This is a genomic window from Desulforhopalus glucosivorans (assembly GCF_054397165.1).
In genome coordinates this window covers 4,840,634-4,862,500 of sequence record NZ_AP044854.1, presented here as the reverse complement: position 1 = coordinate 4,862,500, position 21,867 = coordinate 4,840,634, and the positions used below count along the sequence as shown (strand labels likewise).

Annotated in this window: 12 protein-coding genes and 2 pseudogenes (1 of these 14 running past the window's edge); 3 read left to right on the top strand and 11 right to left on the bottom strand. The window is 41.2% G+C overall.

What is annotated here, in order from left to right:
• The 3 genes in view from ACX6CI_RS20795 to ACX6CI_RS20785 are tightly spaced (at most 12 nt apart) and all read left to right on the top strand, a layout consistent with a single transcriptional unit that may run on beyond the window.
• Positions 1-207: the 3' end of a TRAP transporter small permease gene (locus ACX6CI_RS20795; protein WP_458775569.1), read on the top strand. The gene continues 393 nt to the left of window position 1, outside the view; 207 of the gene's 600 nt are visible here — the last part of the coding sequence; its start codon lies beyond the left edge, outside the window; its stop codon occupies positions 205-207.
• 11 nt (positions 208-218) lie between these two features.
• Complete coding sequence (locus tag ACX6CI_RS20790; protein ID WP_458775568.1) at positions 219-1,490, top strand: TRAP transporter large permease; 1,272 nt, start codon at positions 219-221, stop codon at positions 1,488-1,490.
• 12 nt (positions 1,491-1,502) lie between these two features.
• Positions 1,503-2,369 carry an isocitrate lyase/PEP mutase family protein gene (locus ACX6CI_RS20785; protein WP_458775567.1) on the top strand — a complete coding sequence of 289 codons (867 nt, stop codon included), beginning with the start codon at positions 1,503-1,505 and terminating at the stop codon, positions 2,367-2,369.
• A gap of 254 nt (positions 2,370-2,623) precedes the next feature.
• On the opposite strand, the gene ACX6CI_RS20780 is transcribed toward ACX6CI_RS20785, so the two are convergent.
• From ACX6CI_RS20780 to ACX6CI_RS20730, 11 genes and pseudogenes are all read right to left on the bottom strand, one after another.
• Entirely contained in the window at positions 2,624-4,039 is a 1,416-nt protein-coding gene (locus tag ACX6CI_RS20780; protein ID WP_458775562.1) for an IS1380 family transposase, read from the bottom strand.
• Positions 4,040-4,420: 381 nt separating this feature from the next.
• Positions 4,421-7,708: an SNF2-related protein gene (locus ACX6CI_RS20775; protein WP_458775566.1), complete on the bottom strand. Its 3,288-nt coding sequence runs from the start codon at positions 7,706-7,708 to the stop codon at positions 4,421-4,423.
• A gap of 38 nt (positions 7,709-7,746) precedes the next feature.
• Positions 7,747-8,826, bottom strand: a complete 1,080-nt coding sequence (locus ACX6CI_RS20770; protein ID WP_458775565.1) for an HNH endonuclease signature motif containing protein — start codon at positions 8,824-8,826, stop codon at positions 7,747-7,749.
• 2 nt (positions 8,827-8,828) lie between these two features.
• On the bottom strand, positions 8,829-10,544 hold the full coding sequence (locus ACX6CI_RS20765) for a restriction system-associated AAA family ATPase (protein WP_458775564.1): 1,716 nt from the start codon (positions 10,542-10,544) through the stop codon (positions 8,829-8,831).
• Positions 10,544-12,226, bottom strand: a complete 1,683-nt coding sequence (locus tag ACX6CI_RS20760; protein WP_458775563.1) for a restriction endonuclease subunit S — start codon at positions 12,224-12,226, stop codon at positions 10,544-10,546. The genes ACX6CI_RS20765 and ACX6CI_RS20760 overlap by 1 nt, the downstream gene beginning before the upstream one ends.
• Positions 12,223-13,209: pseudogene (locus ACX6CI_RS20755) on the bottom strand (HsdM family class I SAM-dependent methyltransferase); the annotation flags it as partial. The pseudogene ACX6CI_RS20755 and the gene ACX6CI_RS20760, both read right to left, overlap by 4 nt.
• A gap of 207 nt (positions 13,210-13,416) precedes the next feature.
• Positions 13,417-14,832, bottom strand: a complete 1,416-nt coding sequence (locus ACX6CI_RS20750; protein WP_458775562.1) for an IS1380 family transposase — start codon at positions 14,830-14,832, stop codon at positions 13,417-13,419.
• Between the two features lie 95 nt (positions 14,833-14,927).
• Positions 14,928-15,608: pseudogene (locus tag ACX6CI_RS20745) on the bottom strand (type I restriction-modification system subunit M); the annotation flags it as partial.
• 55 nt (positions 15,609-15,663) lie between these two features.
• The gene (locus ACX6CI_RS20740; protein ID WP_458775561.1) at positions 15,664-17,064 is read right to left on the bottom strand and encodes an RNA-binding domain-containing protein; all 1,401 of its coding nucleotides are present in this window, start codon (positions 17,062-17,064) and stop codon (positions 15,664-15,666) included.
• On the bottom strand, positions 17,061-19,874 hold the full coding sequence (locus tag ACX6CI_RS20735; protein ID WP_458775560.1) for a type I restriction endonuclease subunit R: 2,814 nt from the start codon (positions 19,872-19,874) through the stop codon (positions 17,061-17,063). Before ACX6CI_RS20735 ends, ACX6CI_RS20740 begins: the two co-directional genes overlap by 4 nt.
• Before the next feature lie 25 nt (positions 19,875-19,899).
• Positions 19,900-21,180, bottom strand: a complete 1,281-nt coding sequence (locus ACX6CI_RS20730; protein ID WP_458775559.1) for a restriction endonuclease — start codon at positions 21,178-21,180, stop codon at positions 19,900-19,902.
• Between the last annotated feature and the right edge of the window lie 687 nt (positions 21,181-21,867).

Here is a 21,867-nt window from a genome sequence, read left to right as displayed (position 1 = left end):
GCCGTGGCCACCTACACTGGTACAGAAGTTGTCCTCGAATCCATTGAGATTGGACGGAAAACGTCAACCATGCTCGGTGTCCCCAAGTGGATTACTGAAAGTGCTGTACCTGTTGGCTTTGGTCTTCTTTGGCTCCAGGCAGTTGTAGAAATGATTAAACTCGCAAAGGGCGATGAAGTTGTCCTTAGCGCAGAACATAAAATTTAGAGGAAGTAGAAATGACTTCGATCCTTATACTTGCATCACTTGTCATATTGCTTCTTCTTCGGGTTCCAGTTGCCTTCACGCTCGGAGGACTTGGCCTGCTGCTCCTTGTGATGAAAGGGTTCACCCTGTCCATGGTTCCCTTGTCGCTGTTTAGTAGCATGGATAGTTTTATCCTCCTTGCTGTCCCCCTGTTTCTATTAATGTCAAATATTTTACTCAAGGGCGGAGTAGGCACCGATTTATTCAGGGCTGTACAGAGCTGGGTTGGTCACTGGCCTGGAGGACTCGGTGTTGCGACAATTATTAGCTGCGCCCTTTTCTCCGCAATTTCTGGCTCTTCAATAGCAACTGCAGCAACCATTGGCACCGTGGCTATCGCTGAAATGACAGAAAGAGGCTATCATAAGCCATTTGTTCTTGGATTGATGGCTGCTGGGGGAACGTTGGGGATTCTCATTCCTCCATCCATTCCAATGATTGTTTATGGTGTGATCACCGAAGAATCAATTGTCAGCCTCTTCCTTGCTGGAATTGGACCAGGACTCTTTCTGGCCTTCTGTTTTATTCTCTTTTGTTTTGCTTATGCCAAGTTTGGCAAAGGGTATCAACCCATTGCAAAAGCAACGTGGAAGGAACGAAGGGATGCCACACTACTGGCGTTCCCAACAGTACTACTCGCAGCAATTGTGGTTGGTGGTATATATGCTGGTTGGTTCACGCCCACCGAATCGGCAGGAATTGGTTTTGCCGTTGCCCTGGTTATCGTTTTTGCAATGGGACGAATGAACCGGTCCAAGCTGAAGGAAGCAGTTCGTACCTCAATGGTTACCACCGTGACCATCTTCCTCATCATTGCCGGGGCAAAACTCTTTGGTAAGGCAATAACGCTCTATCAGATTCCACAAGAGATTTCATCAGCCATTGCTATGAACATCACCCAACCCGGATTTTTTGTCCTGATTGTCTGTGCTGTTTTATTACTAATGGGATTTTTCCTGGAATCCTTATCAATGTTACTCATTATGATGCCGGTATTATACCCATCACTTGAGTCCTTAATGATAGACCCAATCTGGTTTGGAGTACTGTTTGTCGTCATGATTGAATGCGCACTCATCACACCACCAGTTGGTTTAAATCTATTTGTTATCCAGGCTGTTGCCAGAGTGCCTCTTGGAGAAGTGATCAAGGGTGTTTGGCCCTTTATTCTAATTCTGCTGGCCACCGTGGTGTTGCTCTGGTTTTTCCCAGGAATGGCAACGTACATCCCCTACAACCTTTAATTAATAACGATTATGACTTCCCCTGCTCAACAACTACGAGAACTGCTTGCAAAGGATCAGTGCCACATTATGCCATGCTGCTATGATGGCCTGACTGCTAAAATGATAGAGCAGGCGGGATTTGCACTTACCTTCATGTCTGGGTTTTCAGTTGCTGCTGCTCGTTTAGGCCTGCCAGATACCGGCCTCATTTCCTATGGAGAGATGCTCGATCAAGGCAGAAATATCTGCAATGCCGTCACCATACCCGTTTTAGGCGATGGTGATACAGGTTACGGTAATGCAATGAATGTGTATCGTACCGTCAAAGGCTATGCCCAAGCTGGATTTGCTTCAGTAATGATTGAGGATCAGGTGGCACCCAAACGCTGCGGCCATACGAAAGGTAAACTTGTCGTTGACCAAGATGAAGCCTTTGAAAGGATCGCTGCCGCTGTTGATGCAAGAAATGAAGGCCAGGACATTCTTATTCTTTCAAGAACTGACGCAAGAGCTGTCCATGGCTTAAATGAAGCAATCATAAGAGGGCAAAAATATGCTGAACTTGGAGCGGACATAATCTTCATTGAAGCTCCCGAAAGTATTGAGGAGATGAAAACCATCTGCAAGGAGATTCCCGGTGTGCAAATGGCCAATATTATTGATGGTGGTAAAACACCGGTTTTATCACCGGACGAATTACACGCCTTAGGATTTAGTATTGCGGCCTACCCGTTAACCTTAATTTCAGCCGCCATGCAAGCCATTAAAAAATCACTACAAGCTCTACAAAATGGCTCACAACCATCCGATATAATGGATTTTGAAAAAGTAAGAAAAATCATCGGTTTTGATGACTATTATCAAGAAGAAGAACGTTATTCTAACTCTCGTCGTTGACACGGCCTCCACCACACCAAACAAGAAAACCCCGAAAGCCTTACTAGCCCGGATTTCTCATAAGGTGTAAAATTTCGCGGAGGCGGTGGCTCATTTACTATAAAAAGATGAATTAGTGCGACCTTTCAAATCTCAGCACTAGCAATCAACCAACGCCGGTTATTTTGAGGCCATTTCTAGCGAAAATCCTTGAGTTATTTTCTCCAGAGAACGCACCTCAACTGTCGATTGCACTGCTCATTCAGAATTCACAGTTAATGCCTGATGGGTATTCTGCCGATATTTTTCAAAACCTGATCGAAGATCTCCTTATAGGGATATCCTTCGGCAAATGCTATCCAAACCTTTCTTACTGTCAGTCTCACCCTTGCTCCAATTTTGAATAATCTAATTCTTATGGTGTCACATTGAGCTTTTGCCATCACAGTACCTTCAAGGCCAAGACGACGCAGGGCTTGAGTAAGAACGTAGGCCAGAGAGGAGAAATAGAGTCGAACTTGATTACTGTGCATTTTCTTGGTACTGGTTCTTGCTGCAAAGAGCATCAGCTGCTGCTCCTTTATGCGATTCTCCATATCACCCCGGGCACAATACATCATTTCATACAAATCACGAGCACCATAGAGTTCAGCTGGTAACGAGGTAACGACAAATCGTGGATTTGATCCTTTGGCCAAATGTTCAGCCTTTCCTACAACTCGACGATGCCATCGCCAAGTTTTTAAAGTTTTGTAACAAAAATCCTTAAACACGCGTGACGCTTTTCCACTGCATTGATACAACGCTTTGGCTAGCGCCAGTTCTTCTGCAATTTCCTCAGCAAGGCGGTTGTTTTTAGCAACTCCAACAAGAAAGTGAACATCATGATCTTCGCACCAGACCATGATCTCTTCACGACAAAAACCACTGTCACCACGAATAATTATTCGAGTGTCCGGCCAAGATAAGCGAATACGCGCGATTATGCGATCCACCTCCTCAACTGTACCAGCTGCGCCATCATTATTGGCAGTCCGGAGCCGTGCACACAACAGATGTTCTCCACAGAAAATGTACAACGGTAAGTAACAATACGCTTTATAGTAACCGTGGAAAAATTTACCTTCCTGATTGCCATGTAAGGGATTATCAGTAGCATCAACATCAAGGATTATTTCTTCAGGGATTTTTGTTTGTGATTCGAGAAAGATATCAACTAGAAGATTGTCTACAGATTCTGGTTGCAGGACAATTTTTTTGTAGGCACTCTTCGAATCTGCATCGGTTGCTGTCAATTCCAACCTGTTCAAGGTACTTTTTCCTGCCAGGGGCTTGCCCTTGTCTTTTATGGATTTACGGTCCAGGCCTTGGGGATCTTTTTTACCTACTGCTACAGCAAGCATTTTATCACTGGCCAGACGGTCATGGTCATTAAGATCCTCATATCCCAAAGCCATGCCAATAACCCGCTGGGAAACCAGAGATAGTACGCTATGTTCAATACGTTTGGAATCTCGATAGTCCGTAAAACATTCTGAAAAACGTTGGAGAATTGCTGTTCGTTGCTCAACTTCTCGAAGTAACAGCGCCCCTCCATCGGAAGTTATGGTTCCACCACTGAAATCAGCAACAATCCTTCTTTTTCCCAGGACTTGAAATGAACGGTAACTTTTTGTACACTCTGTTTCCATAAGGCCACCTTTGTTGGATTATCTAACGTCTTGAGATAACGTTAAATATACCACTTTTGTGGCCTTTTTTGTTCTAATTAATGAGAAATTCGGGCTAGCTCTTGAGGTTTTGCTCTTCACTGAACTTCTTTAAACTTCAAAATGATGGAGGCGGCGTCCACAACACAAAGCCTATAACAGTCTGTAATCAACTTTTTTTTATAAATTACCAGAAGACATAGATACCGTCATAAATACCGTCTTAAACGTGTCACTAACTACCCCAATATTCATCTTATATGGCTGCGGATTCCCTCACGGTTGTGATAACAAATTAGGCCAAAATAAAAGTCTTTTTCTACAATAGCTTTGGTACCAAATTTAGAGCCTACAAAAAAGTATTCAATTATCTGGCACACCCACAATTGCAGATACAACTCTAGCATGAATTGGCTGAGCACTTTTTATTGAAGAAAAAGCCTCATACAATTGTTTATCATCCAATGGGTTCTGCCGAAGATCTTTACGAATATCTTTTAACCTTAAAGGCTTGAACTGCCTTCTTTTTTCTAGCAGCTTCTTATACCAAACATCACGTGTCAAATCGAGCCACGCTTCTGCAACATTGTCTAAATCTGGACGCCCCTCACTTTGATCAGGGACAGCTAATAACTGAAGAATATTCCCAACAAGCTCTCTTCTATCCCAATCTTCATTTTTCTTGGCAACTTCGTCATAATAAGAAAGAACTTTTCCCATCTCGTATAATGCCCGTTGTTTTTTCCTTGGTAAGATTTCTGTTTCAGTCTTCAATAATTGATTCAGAAACTTTTCTATAAGCTGGGATGCTGACTTGTCCATTTTCCGATCCTCAGCATTGCCCCCAAGTTCTTCTCTTAATCGACAAGCAATTTCAGATAGACCTGTTGTTGGTTTTGCCGTTAAACTATCAAGATAGACCCATTTGGGAGCACCGCGTTCAACACCTCCAATCGCAAAAAAGGCCCAAGGCCGGACAGACTTAATTAAGCTCACCGATGACACAACTCTTGCCTTCGATCGCTTTACTTGATTATACACTTCAACCGGGACAAGACCATTTTCAGAATCAACAAGATCCTTTACTGGTTGAAACGCATCCTGAATACCATCCCAGCCGGTCCCAACCTTATCCAGCTCCTCAAGTTTACGGATCATTTCATCAGCTGTTGAAGGCTCAGTCTCATTTAATTCTTCAGGTAAAATATTTTCAGGCAAATCCAGATTTGAACCTAAAATATCCTTTACCTCTTGGTGTCTCCTGAAAAACTTTTTGTCTGTCTTTAATGAAAAAGCATCGCTGTCATCTGGCCACCAAACCTCAATTTCCTCATGTGGACTGTTCATTCTGTCCACACGCCCTACTCTCTGCTCTGCTATACGAATAACACTAGGCATATCCAACAAAACAACAGCAGAAGCTTGCTGTAAATTCAACCCTTCAGACATTGCGTCAGAACAGAGGCCAATGACACCCTTCGCATTTGACCCCAAAGCGAAAAGCTTATTTACCTCTTCCTTATTTTTTGCCAGCGACCCGGTAGCAATTATTGACCGTGTATCGTCACCAATATCTTCAATATGCTTCTTAATTATCTCAAGACTAATGAGACAGCTATCGAATGCCAGCAACAATCTGTGACTGGCCAAAAGCCCAGAAAGTCTCGCTGCTTTGGCACACTCCCGATTATCGCTTATTTTATACGTACACTCCAGAATCTTATTATATATTGCAAGTTCTTCACTCACAGCAACTCTGTGCGCTTCACTCTCACGCAGCCAGTCAGGCAATTTACCAATCAATTCGCTCTCTGGTATAATGCCCGCTCTCTCCTCAAGACTTGATAATACATTTCCAGTTTCAGTGACCTTCTCAGGGTCCTGTATGCCATACCTGTCACATGCTGCTTGAGTTCCCAAAAGGTGCTCGACCAATGCGGCCTTTGAAGAACGCAATCTGGAGGTTATTTGATAGGCAGCTAACCCTTTCGCCCCTTGTAACCTCCCTTGAATATACTTTTCTTCATCAATCTGACCATGAAAGCCCTTAGGTACATCAATTCCAGTTTGTAAATTGACCAACCCTTTCAACCGACTTGCTAATTCACGAATTTCCCCCGCCAACTGTTGATCTTGAGATGTTTCACCGGTCGTATATGTTTTCGGTTTGTGAATTGGGTACCTGCACTGCTTACCCGTATCATCACAAAATAGCTCTGGAGACTCATCTACAAGAGAATTAAAAATAGCCTTGGTTCTACGAAGAGTGAATCTTTGCACCTCTTGCTGCAACAACCTGCTTTCTTCCGCAGTAGTTGCAAATTGCTGCCTATTAGAACGCATTCGTTTTTCTAAACGGTCGAAAAGATCAAGAGCGGAGTCTTCAAGATTATCAGCACCAAGAATATCTACAATTCGTAATAAATCTCTCACACCTTTATTGATTGGGGTGGCGGTAAACATCACCACAACATCTGCCATATTCCCAAAAAGACTTTTGGTTCTGGACGATTTATGATTCAAAAAATTATGCGCTTCATCAATGGCAAGGGATTGTGCTCTACGGATGGTATTAATGGCATCTTTGGCCTTCACAGATTCACTTCTACTCAAAATACCATGGGATAATGTGGACATTGGCAACCCGCACTCCACAGCTTCTCTTTGCCAGGCTTCTTCAACAACTTTGGGCGGGGACACAAGGACAGTCACATCCTTTCGCACCCTTCCGGTACTCCAAATCCTATCCATTACTGATCGTAACAGGTGAGCACCCATTCTGGTTTTTCCAGAACCCGTAGCATCTGCAACCAAAACACTGCCAACATTTTCAACCATCCATAACGCCTGGGCAATTCCAGATTTTTGCGATGGCCATAACTGCTTGCCACTGCTCACATAATCATTCTTAATATATTTTAATGCCCAATCACCAACGAGCAATTCTCCACAAGCTCGGCCAAGTGCTTCCTGCCATGAAACAACTTTCAGGAGCCTTTCAAGCAAATCCAGCAACTCCTCATTATAATCTTCACCAAGCTCCCAATAGTTATTTGCTATCTGAAGAGATTCTCTATATCTGACCTTATCCTTTGCTGCCTCAAAACGGACATTTGCCTCCATCTGGCTTCGCTGCCCTGTGAACGAGAAGTTACTCGACCCTATGGTTATGGCAGCATCAGAAACATATATTTTTGCATGGAGTTTTTTATTTCTATCAGGAATATACCTGCACAAGACTCTCCCACTCTTGATCATATTCACAAAGAGAATGATCTTGTGGCATAGCAACATCGAGATACCCACCTCCAGCCAATAATCAATAACCTCCTGGGGAAAGGTGGATGATGTTAAACTATAGTCTTTCCTGCGTGCTGGTGTTGGCTCACTGCCGAGAAGAATGGAAATTTCTTTAGGGGAATTTGCGGGTAGATCTGCTACGAAATCAATCAAATAATCTAGAGAAGTAAAGCCTGTAATGATGAGTGGTGCTATAGAGGACTTAAGGTCTGCACGCACAACATTCTCAACTCGTTCACCATTAAAATTATATGGAAAACGACTGCAATCCGGCCAATCCTTAATATTTCGGCGTTTTGCTGAACGTTCAACCTGCTTGTCGAACAGACTTAGCGGAGTACCAGAAATCACACAATCCTCCCTTATTACCTTTCGTTATCAATCAGTCACTACACCTCATCAAACAAGCCTGCTTTTTGGCACCCTTCTAAATAAGGTTTCTTTAAAAAATTATAGTCAGAATGAGGATAACTAACCTCATTGGCACTTAGATCCTCAAAATACTCACTTATACTTCGGTCTCTAATTTTCAATGCTTGTACTTGACTCAACCATGCTTTACCTGCATTTTTCCGACAAACAAAATCTTTGTACCTTGAGTCGATGTTATAAACATCTTTCCAAGTCTCAATTTCCTCTCTCCACTCATCTGGACCAATAGTCAACGCTATTTCAGCAGGAATAATTTTCTGCCAATCGCTTGAAGAAATTGTGATTTCCAAAGTAAGTTTTGGAATAGAGCTATCAAGCGGATAAAATGCCTTTCTTCTCATCCCATTTTTTTCAAGAGGGTCCTTCACCCCTTTGTTCTTAGAGTTGCATGAAGAGCAGCAAGGAAAAAGATTTTTAAAGTTTATTGAGTTAAAAGGATATTTACTTTTGGGTAGATAGTGATCGTATGCTTCACGTGAATCGCTATATTGACCATCAAGCGGGTACAACCCACAAAATGGGCAAACGTCTTCATCATTTTCTATTACAAATTTTCTATAATGTTCGGAAAGCAGGTTTAAATGTTGTTTCAGTACCTTTAACGACAAAAAATCAGTTGAATACAAACCCATAAAAAAAGGCTTTAACTTACCCGCTATTAATGGATATGAAAGTTGAATTTCCTTATATTTAACAGGCCTTACACCCACTGAATTACGACAACACTCTTCCAAATTGTTATTAGCCGAGAACCAATTTTTTAATTTATCTACATCAGTTTGTTCTAGTGCTTTAAACTCATTAAATATTTCATTTATCCCTGTTAAAAAAAATTGGGCAGATTTAATTGGCTTGCCTGCAAGTTCTTCCTGTTTCCACAACTCCTCTATGATGTTTTTAAGATCGGGCATTCCATCAAAAAGTTCTATTCCATACTCAGCAGTACCCGCTCTGCACCACACTTCTTGAAAAACATATTCGACATAAGCGTGCATTTTTTCTATGTCATGTGCAACAAAAGTATAAGAAAATAACACGGCTACTTTTCCTTTAATGATTTACGTATGGTTTTAATAAGAAGCATTTTTTCTATTGAATCACCCAACTCTCGATTGATTTCTTTAATTAAATCCTCTCGATTTTCATCCTTGTAAAAACGATTTTCAAATTCCTTTATCTTTGTGGTGGCATAACCACCGATAGTTTCAGATTTATCAAAAGACAACATGGTTATCTGGTCCACAGATGCTCCAAGAGTATTGTACTCTGGCCGATTTACCTCGACTTCACCGTTTTCATTTTTAAAGATTAACACCTGTTCCTTCTTGCTGTCTGAAATCAGAAAAGGGGTATGGGTCGTGATTAATACTTCGCGCTCTTTATCAGTATCAGCATTTGAGAAGCAATCGCGGAGTCTAGTGATAAAATTTGAACGCCATTCAGGATTGAAGTGAGTTTCTGGCTCATCAAGTAAGAACAGGCTGTTGGTATCCTTATACAACAAGAAAAGGCCCAGACTGTGAAGAAACTGATGTTCCCCATCGGAGAGGGATTTCGCATAACAAACGCCATCCACACCTTTCTTTTTCAAAACCACATCCTTAAAACGCATTACTCGTTCATCGGATGGCAGGATTGGGACTGTTTCAGTTACATAGAGGCTATTAGAGGTATACAAATCCTTTTTAAGCTCCTCACTCACCGAATAGAGGTTCAAAGTGAGAAGTATTTGAAAGGCCTGAAAAAGATCAATTGCTTTTTCAAAATTGTTTTTAAAAGCATCTTTTGTTGATTTGTTAACCCAATAATCCAAGCATAGCGTATTAGCTTCAACATCATGATAAAAGCTAGTAGCACAATTCTTCAATCGTTCAACCAAATCAGTGAACCCTGCAAGAATATCAAAATCGATAACTTCACGGTTCGCATCATCAACGCCCTTAAAAACGAGTTCATCAGGAAAAGAGTTAAAATAACTTAGTTGATCAGGAGGAATTGCAATTGAGAGTTTTAAAATGATTCTAAATTGTTGGAGAGATTCCACCCCAACCTCTTGCCTAAAAGGTTCTAGCGTGTCATCATCCTGAAAAAGGAGGTTACACAGCAAAATGGCCTGACTAAAGGTGTTATCAAGATATGTATGGCGCGATTCCGATCTACCAGGGTATGAGAGTCGTTCACGTAAGCTCTCTAAATATTCATCAAGCTGAATAAACCGCATCTTGAAAAATGGAAGGCTGAGTATTTCATTTTCACCTGATGAATAACCCAGCACATAATCAGGTAAAAGTGCTTTGGCATTGGTCCGTGGCAGAGGTTTCTCGACACCATATTCATCATTATTGATCCAGTACAATTCCGCGCCAACCTTGGTGTTCTCGATTGACTTCACAACCTTTATATGGGCGTATTCATCCTTAACTCCGTTTCTCAGATGATCTGGAATTTCAATTTGATATTCAAGCTTAAAACCATTTGGTGTTGCTTGTTCATCTCGAAAACCCTCAGGGTTACTTTCTTTATCGTAATCAAAAGATGTGGGACGAAATTCAAGAAACTGGCATTCCAAATGATAAAAAATCGCTGCGAGGAGTTCCAGCACATTTGACTTACCACTGCCATTTGGGCCAGCCAAGACATATGGTGCAGATTTATCAAGATTTTCTGACAAATCCCATTCTCGAAGAAAATGAAGTTCAAAACCAGCTTGCAGGCTACGAAAAGGCTCATCTATTTTGAGTCGTAAGAGTTTCATTACTTGATCTTCAACTCCACCTTGTTGGAAGTCTCATTAAATTTTTGCTCTATTTGACCATTTTCCAACAATTGGAACAAAGAATTGCGAATTGAATCATAGTCAACCACATCCATCAGAATTTGATTTTCGTCCGTAGAGAGCTGTTCAAATTTGTCATCAATTAAGGAAGAAAAATCATCCATAGAAAAATGCCCCCCTTTCTGGCCTGATAAGTAGGTACTCAGGAGGCTGCTTACATATTTCTTTCTGATAGAAGGGTTTGCAATGTCGATGTCCTTGTCATCTTCCTCTGCTTTGTTTTCACCTACCATGAAATCTATGGATGGGAGACCATACTCATGCTGAAGCTCGGGATGATTTGAATCAATAGATGTTAACGCATTTATATGAGGCATTTTCTCGCCAGGAACCTCTACAAGAGGAAGAACAGAAGTAATTTTTTCTTCAGTATCATTGCTAGAGTCAACTCCCTCGGTTGGAATATTGCTTAAATCCAAATCGCCTTTGAATGCTTTTTGACTTAAGACTCCGTAGAGGTTTTCTAATTCAACTAGGTTTTGCTGATAATGCTTCCGCAGATTTCCAACTTTTCCTTCAATATTTGCAAATTTATCCTGGATAAATTTATCTGGGACAATCACTCTTAACTGACGAAATTTTTCCATTGATATGTTCAGCATAGACTCATGCCCACCCGAAGCCTGTTTCCTGACAATATTTCTAAACGAATTGTTTTTCAGTAGGTAATTAAAAAATTGTGAATTAATTCTTTTCTCATCAAAACTCAGCCTCCAAAGCTTATCCGGCAAGAACAGTTTTTCATTTGATTTATCGACGACACAACAAGCAGCAACTAACTCGTAAGTATTGGCTCGACTTATCAGGAAATCACCTTTTTTTACTGTAATAACCTGTTTTTTAATTTTCCTTCGATCTACAGCCTTGAATTCATTAGCGTTAAAAAATCCTTGCGTAACAGCACTGATCTTCAACACACCCATTTCATTGTCCTTGAGTGCCGATCTGTCCTCACCGCCATAACTTGTACCCGATTTTATTCCAATAACAACTTTGTGACAATCAGCGGTGGCCCACCCCTTCTCATTTCTAACAGGATCACCAAACATTTCTAAAAAGGTGCTTGTGAGAAATTCTTTTAATTGACAGAGATTTTCTTTGCGGGTGGCAATTAATGCTTCGACTCGGCTTAATAGTGTGGCTATTCGAATTTGGTCATCAAAATTTGGTAGATGTACAACAAAACGCTCTACAGCAGCTTTTGACAATTCTTTAAAAGTGGCGCCAGCCCCTTTATATTGAAGGCTTTTAACATTGCTCTTCAAATAATAATATAGAAACTGAACATGGACACCTTCAGACGGGATCAAACTTTTAAAGCCCTGGTTTGTACAAACGGGGATATTATTTATAGCCAACAAACCAATTGGTGCCCTTGAACTTAACAGTAAAGACCCTTTAGGTAACATGGTCGCCGAACATGACTTCAAGCCCTTTGCGGTTATTTTTTCCTTTGAGTCATTTAAGTATGCCCCTTCCAGTGAGCTTATTTCTTTTGGAGCAACCCATGGTATATCTCCACCCCAGTACTCTTTTATTGCACGTTTAGGGGTAGATCCAGAAACTACAGTGCATATGTCACCCAGTTGAACAGTTTTCATCCAACCAGCTCCTTCAGCGCCAACAGCTCCTTCACAATACCACCTTCAATTTTTTTCAAGATCTCATCATCTATATCTTCGCCAACCTCACTGTCAATGAGCTTCTGCAAAATCACCTCAGGTTCTTCATATATAATCTCTTCAAAAACCTCTTCCTTATAACGATTAAAACTGAGATCATACTTTTTCTTTACAATTTCAGCATAGGGCACCATGAAGAAGTTCTGAGTTCGATCAGTATCTTTTTCTAAATCCCTTTGATTATACTTTTCAATGACATCTTGTAAATCGCCATAGCCTTCGAGTTTATAACGTTTATCATCCAGCGAATAACCATCACTCTGCATATCATAAAACCATGTATATTCAGTACCTGGTTCATTTAGGTTATCGTCTTTATCATATTGCTTTGTGAAAATTAGAATTGCTGTGGCGACCCCTGCATAGGGTTTAAAAACACCACTGGGCAGGGTGATAACTGCTTTTAGCTCACATCGTTCCACCAGAATCTTTCTTGCTGCCACAAAGGCTTTACCAGAACCAAAGAGTACACCTTGCGGAACAATCACACCGGCAGTGCCCCCCCTTCTGAGCATATTGTAAATACTCTCCACAAAAAGCAATTCCGTTTTGGTAGTACTGAGACCTAAATCTTCGTTAATATCGCCTTTATCAATGGAGCCGGTAAATGGCGGGTTGGCCAAGATGACATGATATTGGTTTGGCTCATTAAAGCTTTTGCTTAAAGTATCTTTATAATCAATATGGGGTTCAGCAAGGCCGTGCATCATTAAATTCATCAGGCCTAAACGTACCATGGTTGAATCTATATCGTAGCCATACAAACTATCATTAAGAACCTTTCTACGTTGTTCATCTAGACTTGTACTGACAGAAGTTCGCTCAAAACCATCTTCATCTTTTTGTACTTTCCGCCCCTTTTGCTTCTCCATCTGTGAAACAACATATTGATAGGCACCTAGCCCGGATTTCTCATAAGGTGTAAAATTTCGCGGAGGCGGTGGCTCATTTACTATAAAAAGATGAATTAGTGCGACCTTTCAAATCTCAGCACTAGCAATCAACCAACGCCGGTTATTTTGAGGCCATTTCTAGCGAAAATCCTTGAGTTATTTTCTCCAGAGAACGCACCTCAACTGTCGATTGCACTGCTCATTCAGAATTCACAGTTAATGCCTGATGGGTATTCTGCCGATATTTTTCAAAACCTGATCGAAGATCTCCTTATAGGGATATCCTTCGGCAAATGCTATCCAAACCTTTCTTACTGTCAGTCTCACCCTTGCTCCAATTTTGAATAATCTAATTCTTATGGTGTCACATTGAGCTTTTGCCATCACAGTACCTTCAAGGCCAAGACGACGCAGGGCTTGAGTAAGAACGTAGGCCAGAGAGGAGAAATAGAGTCGAACTTGATTACTGTGCATTTTCTTGGTACTGGTTCTTGCTGCAAAGAGCATCAGCTGCTGCTCCTTTATGCGATTCTCCATATCACCCCGGGCACAATACATCATTTCATACAAATCACGAGCACCATAGAGTTCAGCTGGTAACGAGGTAACGACAAATCGTGGATTTGATCCTTTGGCCAAATGTTCAGCCTTTCCTACAACTCGACGATGCCATCGCCAAGTTTTTAAAGTTTTGTAACAAAAATCCTTAAACACGCGTGACGCTTTTCCACTGCATTGATACAACGCTTTGGCTAGCGCCAGTTCTTCTGCAATTTCCTCAGCAAGGCGGTTGTTTTTAGCAACTCCAACAAGAAAGTGAACATCATGATCTTCGCACCAGACCATGATCTCTTCACGACAAAAACCACTGTCACCACGAATAATTATTCGAGTGTCCGGCCAAGATAAGCGAATACGCGCGATTATGCGATCCACCTCCTCAACTGTACCAGCTGCGCCATCATTATTGGCAGTCCGGAGCCGTGCACACAACAGATGTTCTCCACAGAAAATGTACAACGGTAAGTAACAATACGCTTTATAGTAACCGTGGAAAAATTTACCTTCCTGATTGCCATGTAAGGGATTATCAGTAGCATCAACATCAAGGATTATTTCTTCAGGGATTTTTGTTTGTGATTCGAGAAAGATATCAACTAGAAGATTGTCTACAGATTCTGGTTGCAGGACAATTTTTTTGTAGGCACTCTTCGAATCTGCATCGGTTGCTGTCAATTCCAACCTGTTCAAGGTACTTTTTCCTGCCAGGGGCTTGCCCTTGTCTTTTATGGATTTACGGTCCAGGCCTTGGGGATCTTTTTTACCTACTGCTACAGCAAGCATTTTATCACTGGCCAGACGGTCATGGTCATTAAGATCCTCATATCCCAAAGCCATGCCAATAACCCGCTGGGAAACCAGAGATAGTACGCTATGTTCAATACGTTTGGAATCTCGATAGTCCGTAAAACATTCTGAAAAACGTTGGAGAATTGCTGTTCGTTGCTCAACTTCTCGAAGTAACAGCGCCCCTCCATCGGAAGTTATGGTTCCACCACTGAAATCAGCAACAATCCTTCTTTTTCCCAGGACTTGAAATGAACGGTAACTTTTTGTACACTCTGTTTCCATAAGGCCACCTTTGTTGGATTATCTAACGTCTTGAGATAACGTTAAATATACCACTTTTGTGGCCTTTTTTGTTCTAATTAATGAGAAATTCGGGCTAGTAAAAATCCACCAGTTCCACAAGCAGGATCTGCGATGCGTTCACCATATTTTGGTTGAACAAGATCTGCCATTAGTTTGATAATATGACGAGGTGTCCGGAACTGCCCATTTTTACCAGCTGTTGCAATCTCTGAGAGGAGGTATTCATACACATCACCCTGAATATCTTGAGAGGTTTGCCCATTTTCATCGGCATCCTTTTTCATCTCCTCAAAAATATCGTCGATGATTTTGACTGCTTCCACTAATAGAGATGGTTTAGGAATAATGAAGACCGCATTTTTCATATGGTGGGTAAAACTTGCCTCATCACCATTTAGATCTTTAAGGAAAGGAAACACCTTGGTCTGCACATGAGTGAGCATTTCTTCAGCCTTCATCCTTGAAAAGTGAGTCCAACGAAGAGTTGACTTATCCAGCTTATAGGCTTTTTGCTCTTCCTCCGTTTTATCTCGATACTCCGGCGCTAGCCATGTACCATCAAAACGGGATGCGAAAGGTTCCTCAGCAAAAATTGCATTCTGCATTTGATCATCATCAAGCTCATCCATCCTCTTCATAAAGAGCAGGTAGGTGATCTGCTCAATAGCAGTCAACGGATTTGAAATGCCACCGCTCCAGAATTTTTGCCACAACTCTTTTATCTTTGATACTAAAATGGGATTATTTTGTAACATATAAATCTATCCTTAAAAAATCTTGAATGTATTGGTGTTCATTTGGCGGCATTAGTCATTCAGCATCTTCTACCTGCCAATGGCCACCTTTGGCGGGGCCAATCCGTTTTAATCGTCCTTCTGTCTGGAGTTGTTTCAAATTCCGCTCGATAGAACGGGTTGTAACCCCAACCTTCTCAGCAAGCTCTGCAATGGTGATTTTATTGTCATCTTGTACAAGCTGGACAATTTTCTCCGACGTTTTCTCCGACGCTTTCTCCGACGCTTTCTCCGACGCTTTTGTTTTATTTACAGGCTGTTCTGCTAAAAAAGTTGGCCGTGGAAACGCTAGAGTAAACATGGTGTTAAAGTAGATTTTCACCTCTGGACAATGGGCTTCTGCAAGGGCTGAATGAATGCGCTCAATCCCGGATCCCATTTTTTCTATGAAATTACAGCGCAAAAGGAGGCTTGCAATATTGGGGTTACGGCAGACACTGCGACGGCCGAAGTCTTTTTCCTGCAAACCTTTGGGCAACCCACCGGGGTTATATATTTCAACCCGGTCATCAAATATCTCCACCATCACATTTGCGCCCTCTTCGATGTAGTCTCGATGGCAGACACTGTTGACAATAGCCTCGCGCAGGGCTACTTCGGGTAGTTCCAAAATCTCTTTTCTTCGAGTGCTTTCGGCTGTAATCTCCCACCGCATCTGCAAATGCTTTTTGAGGAAGATGAGAGCGTCTTCCACATTCTCTAAGATATTACCATTAAGGTCTTTACGATCGAGGATATAGGCTTTGGAAGTCCCTTTAAAAAGAGCGCAAACAACATTTACATGAAATAAGCGCCGGGTTGGTTCTTTAGCAAAAAAGAGAACGCCTGTCTGATTGAGAGAAAACTCTTCATCTATATATTCACCAGCACCCAAGTTAGTCAGGAGGTTGGCAATATCATCCTTTGGTGAAATATTTGCGAGCTGTAAATAGTGGTTGAGACGGTTTTGATCAAGTGTTTCCTGCCAGTCAAGATCTCGCCTAAGCAGTTGGTCGAAACGAACCTTCCCTTCTGCCTGAATAAAGGCGGTAATATCCTGGGTGGACATTTTTTGTGAGCTGGCACCATTTCGCAAATAAAAACCCTTATTGCAACGATGGGGCCTGTTGGCACCCTCGGGAATATGAATAACCAGGATATTGTGTTGGGGGAGTTTTTCAAGCTGCACTGCTACTGGTGGATCGCAAGCAGAAGCGATACTTTCTACCTGAGAGAGTGCTTTACTTGAAATGTCACAGCCATGAATCTCATTGTCATCATCCACGCCGATGAGGATACGGCCACCTGATGCATTGGCAAAGGCCACCATTTCTTTGGAAAGATCAGAGTTAACAGCTCGTTTAAATTCAAGAGTATAGCCTTCTCCCTCTTCAAGGATAAGGGCCAGCTCATCTTCTGTTGTCGTTTTATATCTCATGCAGCCAGTTTCTCAGTGAGTTGTAAAATTTCTTCTATTTCTACAGGTCTGAACACACCCCGAATCCCCTGAGGGTGAAGAATGGTAAAGGGTGATTGGATGAGATCCCGCTTTTCAACCTTCTCCCGCTCGATAATAAAGTCTTTCAATAAACTCAAGAACTCCAGCTGGCGACTGTTAAGATTTGTATGGGTTATAATAAATTGATCAAACGATTGGGTGACTGTCTCGGGGAAGCTGGTAAGGGTTTCAAGACCTAGTATGTGACGGATAAATTCTATAAATTGCGCCTTCCGGTTTTTATAAACAAGACGAAGAAGACTCTCAGTGATATGTGGGTGCTCTTCATTCAGGGTTTTAGCGAGATCTTCCGCTTCTTCTACTGATACCGATTCACCAGTTTTTATTTTTTGCAGTATGGGATTACTTTCTGTTAATTCTAAGATCAGACTTTCAACCATCTCACGATACTGGCTGATACTTACGGCCTCATTCTCTGGCCCAAACTCTACCTTCTCTTTATTAAAGAGTTTATCGGTAAGATCCAAGCTAACAGGACCTTCCCCCGGACTTTGAGTTTCACGAAACTTCATTAATGGCCCAAGAGTGCTTGCCAATTCATCAAAAGTTGAATCTGTACAGGTGGCCCAATAGTGGTTTTGTTGGGCACTCTTGATCAGTTGTTCGTGTCTGGCAACTATATTTACAGAGAGTGGAAGCTCGCCAATTTGACAAATGAGTGCATCTTTGAGAGTAGAGAACTTCTTTTCTTCACCACTCAAGTGAGCTAGTGAAATTTCGAGCACATTCTTTTCAAAACGCATGGCCTTGAAATCCACCTGAGAAACAGCTCTGAATAGAGGTTTAATTTCTCGGTGTAAAAATTCTATCTTTTGGAGGGTCAGATTTGACCAGTAGTTATCATCGTCGATCTGATTTAGTGATGTAGCTGCTTCAATAATGATAACCGAAGAAGATGGAAGATTTTGTATCTGCTGGCGAAGCTTGTCGATTTCTTTATCTGCTATTTCTGTCTGAGCAAGCGCCAATGATTTCTCAATTTTATCCAGCCGTAATCCGACCATTTTTACAGGTAAAGGCTGCTGGGTAATGAGCTCTTTTCCCTTTGGTTCAATCTTGAAATATTCAAAATTATCCCAGCAATCTATAATGAGAAAGATATCTTTCTCGGTGCACCACGGTTTAATTTTGGTGGGTTCTAGAAGACGGGTTCCACGACCAATCATCTGCCAGAATTTAGTATACGAGTATACAGGCTTTGCAAATACCAGATTGACTATTTCACGGACATCGATCCCAGTATCCAACATATCTACACTTATAGCGATACGTGGCATATCTCTGTTGGTGAATTGATCGAGCAAGCCACCTTTTCCGTAAACACGGGGGTCATCTGAGACAAGTACTTTTGCAAGCTCGCCGTGATATTGAGGAAAAAGGGTATCAAAAACTTCTTCTAGACGTCGTGCGTGGGCTTTGGTGGCGCAGAAGAAAATGGTCTTACCTGGCAGAACACCATTTACATCTTTAATACTCTCCTCCATAAACTCTTTAACAATGAGAGTATTAGTGCCTTTGTTGACAACCGTTTTTTCCAGCTGGCTTCCTTCAAAGTTGATCTCATCGACATCCTTTCCCTGGAGGATCAGTCGTTTTTGGTCTTCTAAGTTTATTGTCCGTTTCGAAATACCTTTTGCCTGAAATTGGGTCTGGATCTTCATCACCTGAAAGCTGCTCAGGTAGGGCGGTATGTTGTTTACCGCCTCTTCATAGGTATAAGCAAAGGTTGGTAAACCATCATCACAGGTGAAAAGATCAAAGGTGTTATGATCGATAACGTCAGTTGGCGTGGCGGTTAAGCCTACATTTATAGCTTTGAAGTAGTTCAGAACTTCCTGATAGGTATTGTAAATCGAACGATGACTCTCATCCACTATTACCAAATCAAAAAAATGCGGTGATAACCTGTTGCTCTCATCCCTTATAATATTGAGCATGGTTGGATAGGTTGACACATAGATTCGCCTGTCTTTGGCAATGAGCTTCTCACCGACTTTTGGCCAGCGAGGTTCATTTGGGAGGTGTTCTTTAAAAGCTGCAAGAGCTTGTTCACGGAGGGCAATGCGGTCAACCAGAAAGAGGACCCGCTCGATATGTCCAGCGCGCATAAGAGCATCGGTTAAGGCAATACAGGTTCGGGTTTTTCCTGTTCCTGTTGCCATCACCAGCAGGAAATCACGTTTCTTTTTTTCTATACCTTCTAATACCGCCCTGATGGAACGGATCTGATAATCTCGGCCAGCAATATCTGTGTTAATTAATTCCTGACTGAGTTGTTTTTTGTTACGACGTATATATCGAAAACGTTCGAGATCATCACGGGTTGGAAAACCAATAATTTTTCGCGGTGGGTAGTTGCCTAAGTCCCAGAAATAGATTTCCAGACCATTGGTATAGAAGCAAAAAGGAAGTTCGCAATCTTTTTCCTTTTGGATATTTTGACAATACTGCTTGGCCTGTTCACGACCATTGGCTGCATCTTTGGTGGTTTTTTTAGCCTCAACTACAGCAACCGGCTTACCATCTTTTCCCAGAAGTACATAATCACTATATTGGTAACCTTGATATTTCGAAGATGGTTCTGCGGTTGACAACTCACCAGCCATTTCAGATCTATTCACATCAATTTCAAACTCTTCAATGACTTGAGAGGTGTTTGACACATCCCAACCAGCCTGAAGGAGTTGTTGATCGATAATCTGTTGCCTGGTTTGTTGTTCGGTTTTCACTAGTTATTGACCAATATGAACTGTCTTATTTTATACTTGAGGAGATGTATTCATAACCTTCTTCAACTTTCTTGATCTTCCCTAAGTTAATCAACCAAAGAAGGCGAAAATTTACCTGGGCAAAGGTTTGCCAATTGATATCAAAATTTTCTTTTAGGTATTCTAAAATATTATGCTCGCTCTGAGGAGCGTCTGTTGTTTTCAAAAACTCTACTATATCATCAAAGGCCAAGACATTATTAGAAATAACCTCATAGAGATATGATAGATCTTTTGTTTGGAGAACCTTTTCGCCCTCATCTGTCAGCAGTACATGACCATCTTTAACATAGGTTAGCCCCATCACACGGGGAACACCGATATAGCCATAAACAGATTTATCACTGTTCACATTTTCAAAATTAGATTTATACCACTTGTTTAAAGACTCTTTGGTATTGGTACCATTGGCTACTGCTGCTAAAAATTTATCCAAAGTATCAACGTATGAAGTGGTTCCACCCGGTAACGGCCAAAGACCTCGATTTTTACCAACATCAGAGGTTTTACTGTCAGTATCTTCAGCACTTTCAAAATATTCAGTATCAATTGAATAAAGATCTACTGTTTCTGTTTTTAACCCAACCCCATATTTTATAAGAAGATCTAGAAGTTTTTCTCCATTTATCAGGGAAACCGGCATCTTATTGGAAGCCTTTGACTCTACCACAGCATCTTTTGTGAAATCAGACGAAGTTATTACTAATCCACGCTGATCCACTTCGGCACTTCCACGCAGCTGGGTAATCACCTTACCAGAGATATTATTACCTTCCTTAAAACGCTTCACCTGAATTATCGTTTTAACACTAGTAATACCATCCATTGTCAGGTTTGCGGTAACATCTATTCCTTTATCACCGCTTCTTTTTGTGACTTCGACATTTTCGTATCCAATGGCTTGTAGCAGATCCGCCACAAGAAACTCAAACTGATAAGGGTCCATCTCATAAAGTTTTTGCATCAATGCTTTCTTTACAAGACTATTTTGTTTTTCAATGAGGAGTAGCGGGGTTGAAGAAGAATCTTTTTGCGCTATAAGAGCAAAATAGCCTTTTCCAACCTTTTTGAATTTTGTTTTTTTGTTGTTATTGATATCAACATATAGCTGGGCTGACATTGAGGCTTCAGGTGTTTTACCTTCGGTTGAAAGAATTCCTTCCTGGAGGGCAATATCGACAATTTCTTTTGCAGTAAGCGGTTCGTTTTTCGTTTTGAGAATTTGACTTGCTACTTCTTTAAAAGTCCGTTTTCTAGTTTTTGTCATATACGCGCCTACAAAAGTTTGTGGTTGGGATGATTCATTTTTTGCAGTCTAAAACATAACCTGAAGTGCTTATATCACTAGAGAAACACGCCTAATACGTGCCAACCAAGAACACTATCAATAACCAATTATAATTACAAATAAATTCGAGACAGTTAACCTGTCACCTTTTCGGCAGTACTAGGCAATATGCAGTGACATTTTAGTATAACCAACTGTTTGGTCATTGTTAAGATTGAACAACACTATTTTTTTTGAATCTGAAACGATAGACACGGCCTCCACCAAGAAGTAAAAGTACTTTGCTGTTATTGTACTCATTTTCACTTATCAATGATTCTCATACCGTCAAGAATACCGTTAACCCATTTTTTCAGGTCTTCCAACTATAGGATGGCAACCAAATAAGACTTATACAATATAGCCCAACTGGATTCACAGTTGAATCACAAGTGCCTCCAAGGTATAACTACAAATAGCATTGGAACATGAATTAGGCCAATTGCTGTTGCATCTCATTCTTTATCCTACTACCCGTTTTGATAATTTTCGTTGGGGGCTATGACTTGAATTCAGCTCTTTTAATTATAAGCCTGATAGTTGCTGTTATCGGGCCCAGTTCCCTCGAAGCTGTAAAAACGGCAGGATTTTATATTTACTCACATTATTTGATATTTCTTAGTGTTC

Bases quoted from the DNA above. Each gene is read 5' to 3' on its own strand.
- ACX6CI_RS20790 (WP_458775568.1), top strand. From the start codon at position 219: ATGACTTCGATCCTTATACTTGCATCACTTGTCATATTGCTTCTTCTT.
- ACX6CI_RS20785 (WP_458775567.1), top strand. From the start codon at position 1,503: ATGACTTCCCCTGCTCAACAACTACGAGAACTGCTTGCAAAGGATCAG.
- ACX6CI_RS20780 (WP_458775562.1), bottom strand. From the start codon at position 4,039: ATGGAAACAGAGTGTACAAAAAGTTACCGTTCATTTCAAGTCCTGGGA.
- ACX6CI_RS20765 (WP_458775564.1), bottom strand. From the start codon at position 10,544: ATGAAACTCTTACGACTCAAAATAGATGAGCCTTTTCGTAGCCTGCAA.
- ACX6CI_RS20760 (WP_458775563.1), bottom strand. From the start codon at position 12,226: ATGAAAACTGTTCAACTGGGTGACATATGCACTGTAGTTTCTGGATCT.
- ACX6CI_RS20750 (WP_458775562.1), bottom strand. From the start codon at position 14,832: ATGGAAACAGAGTGTACAAAAAGTTACCGTTCATTTCAAGTCCTGGGA.
- ACX6CI_RS20740 (WP_458775561.1), bottom strand. From the start codon at position 17,064: ATGAGATATAAAACGACAACAGAAGATGAGCTGGCCCTTATCCTTGAA.
- ACX6CI_RS20730 (WP_458775559.1), bottom strand. From the start codon at position 21,180: ATGACAAAAACTAGAAAACGGACTTTTAAAGAAGTAGCAAGTCAAATT.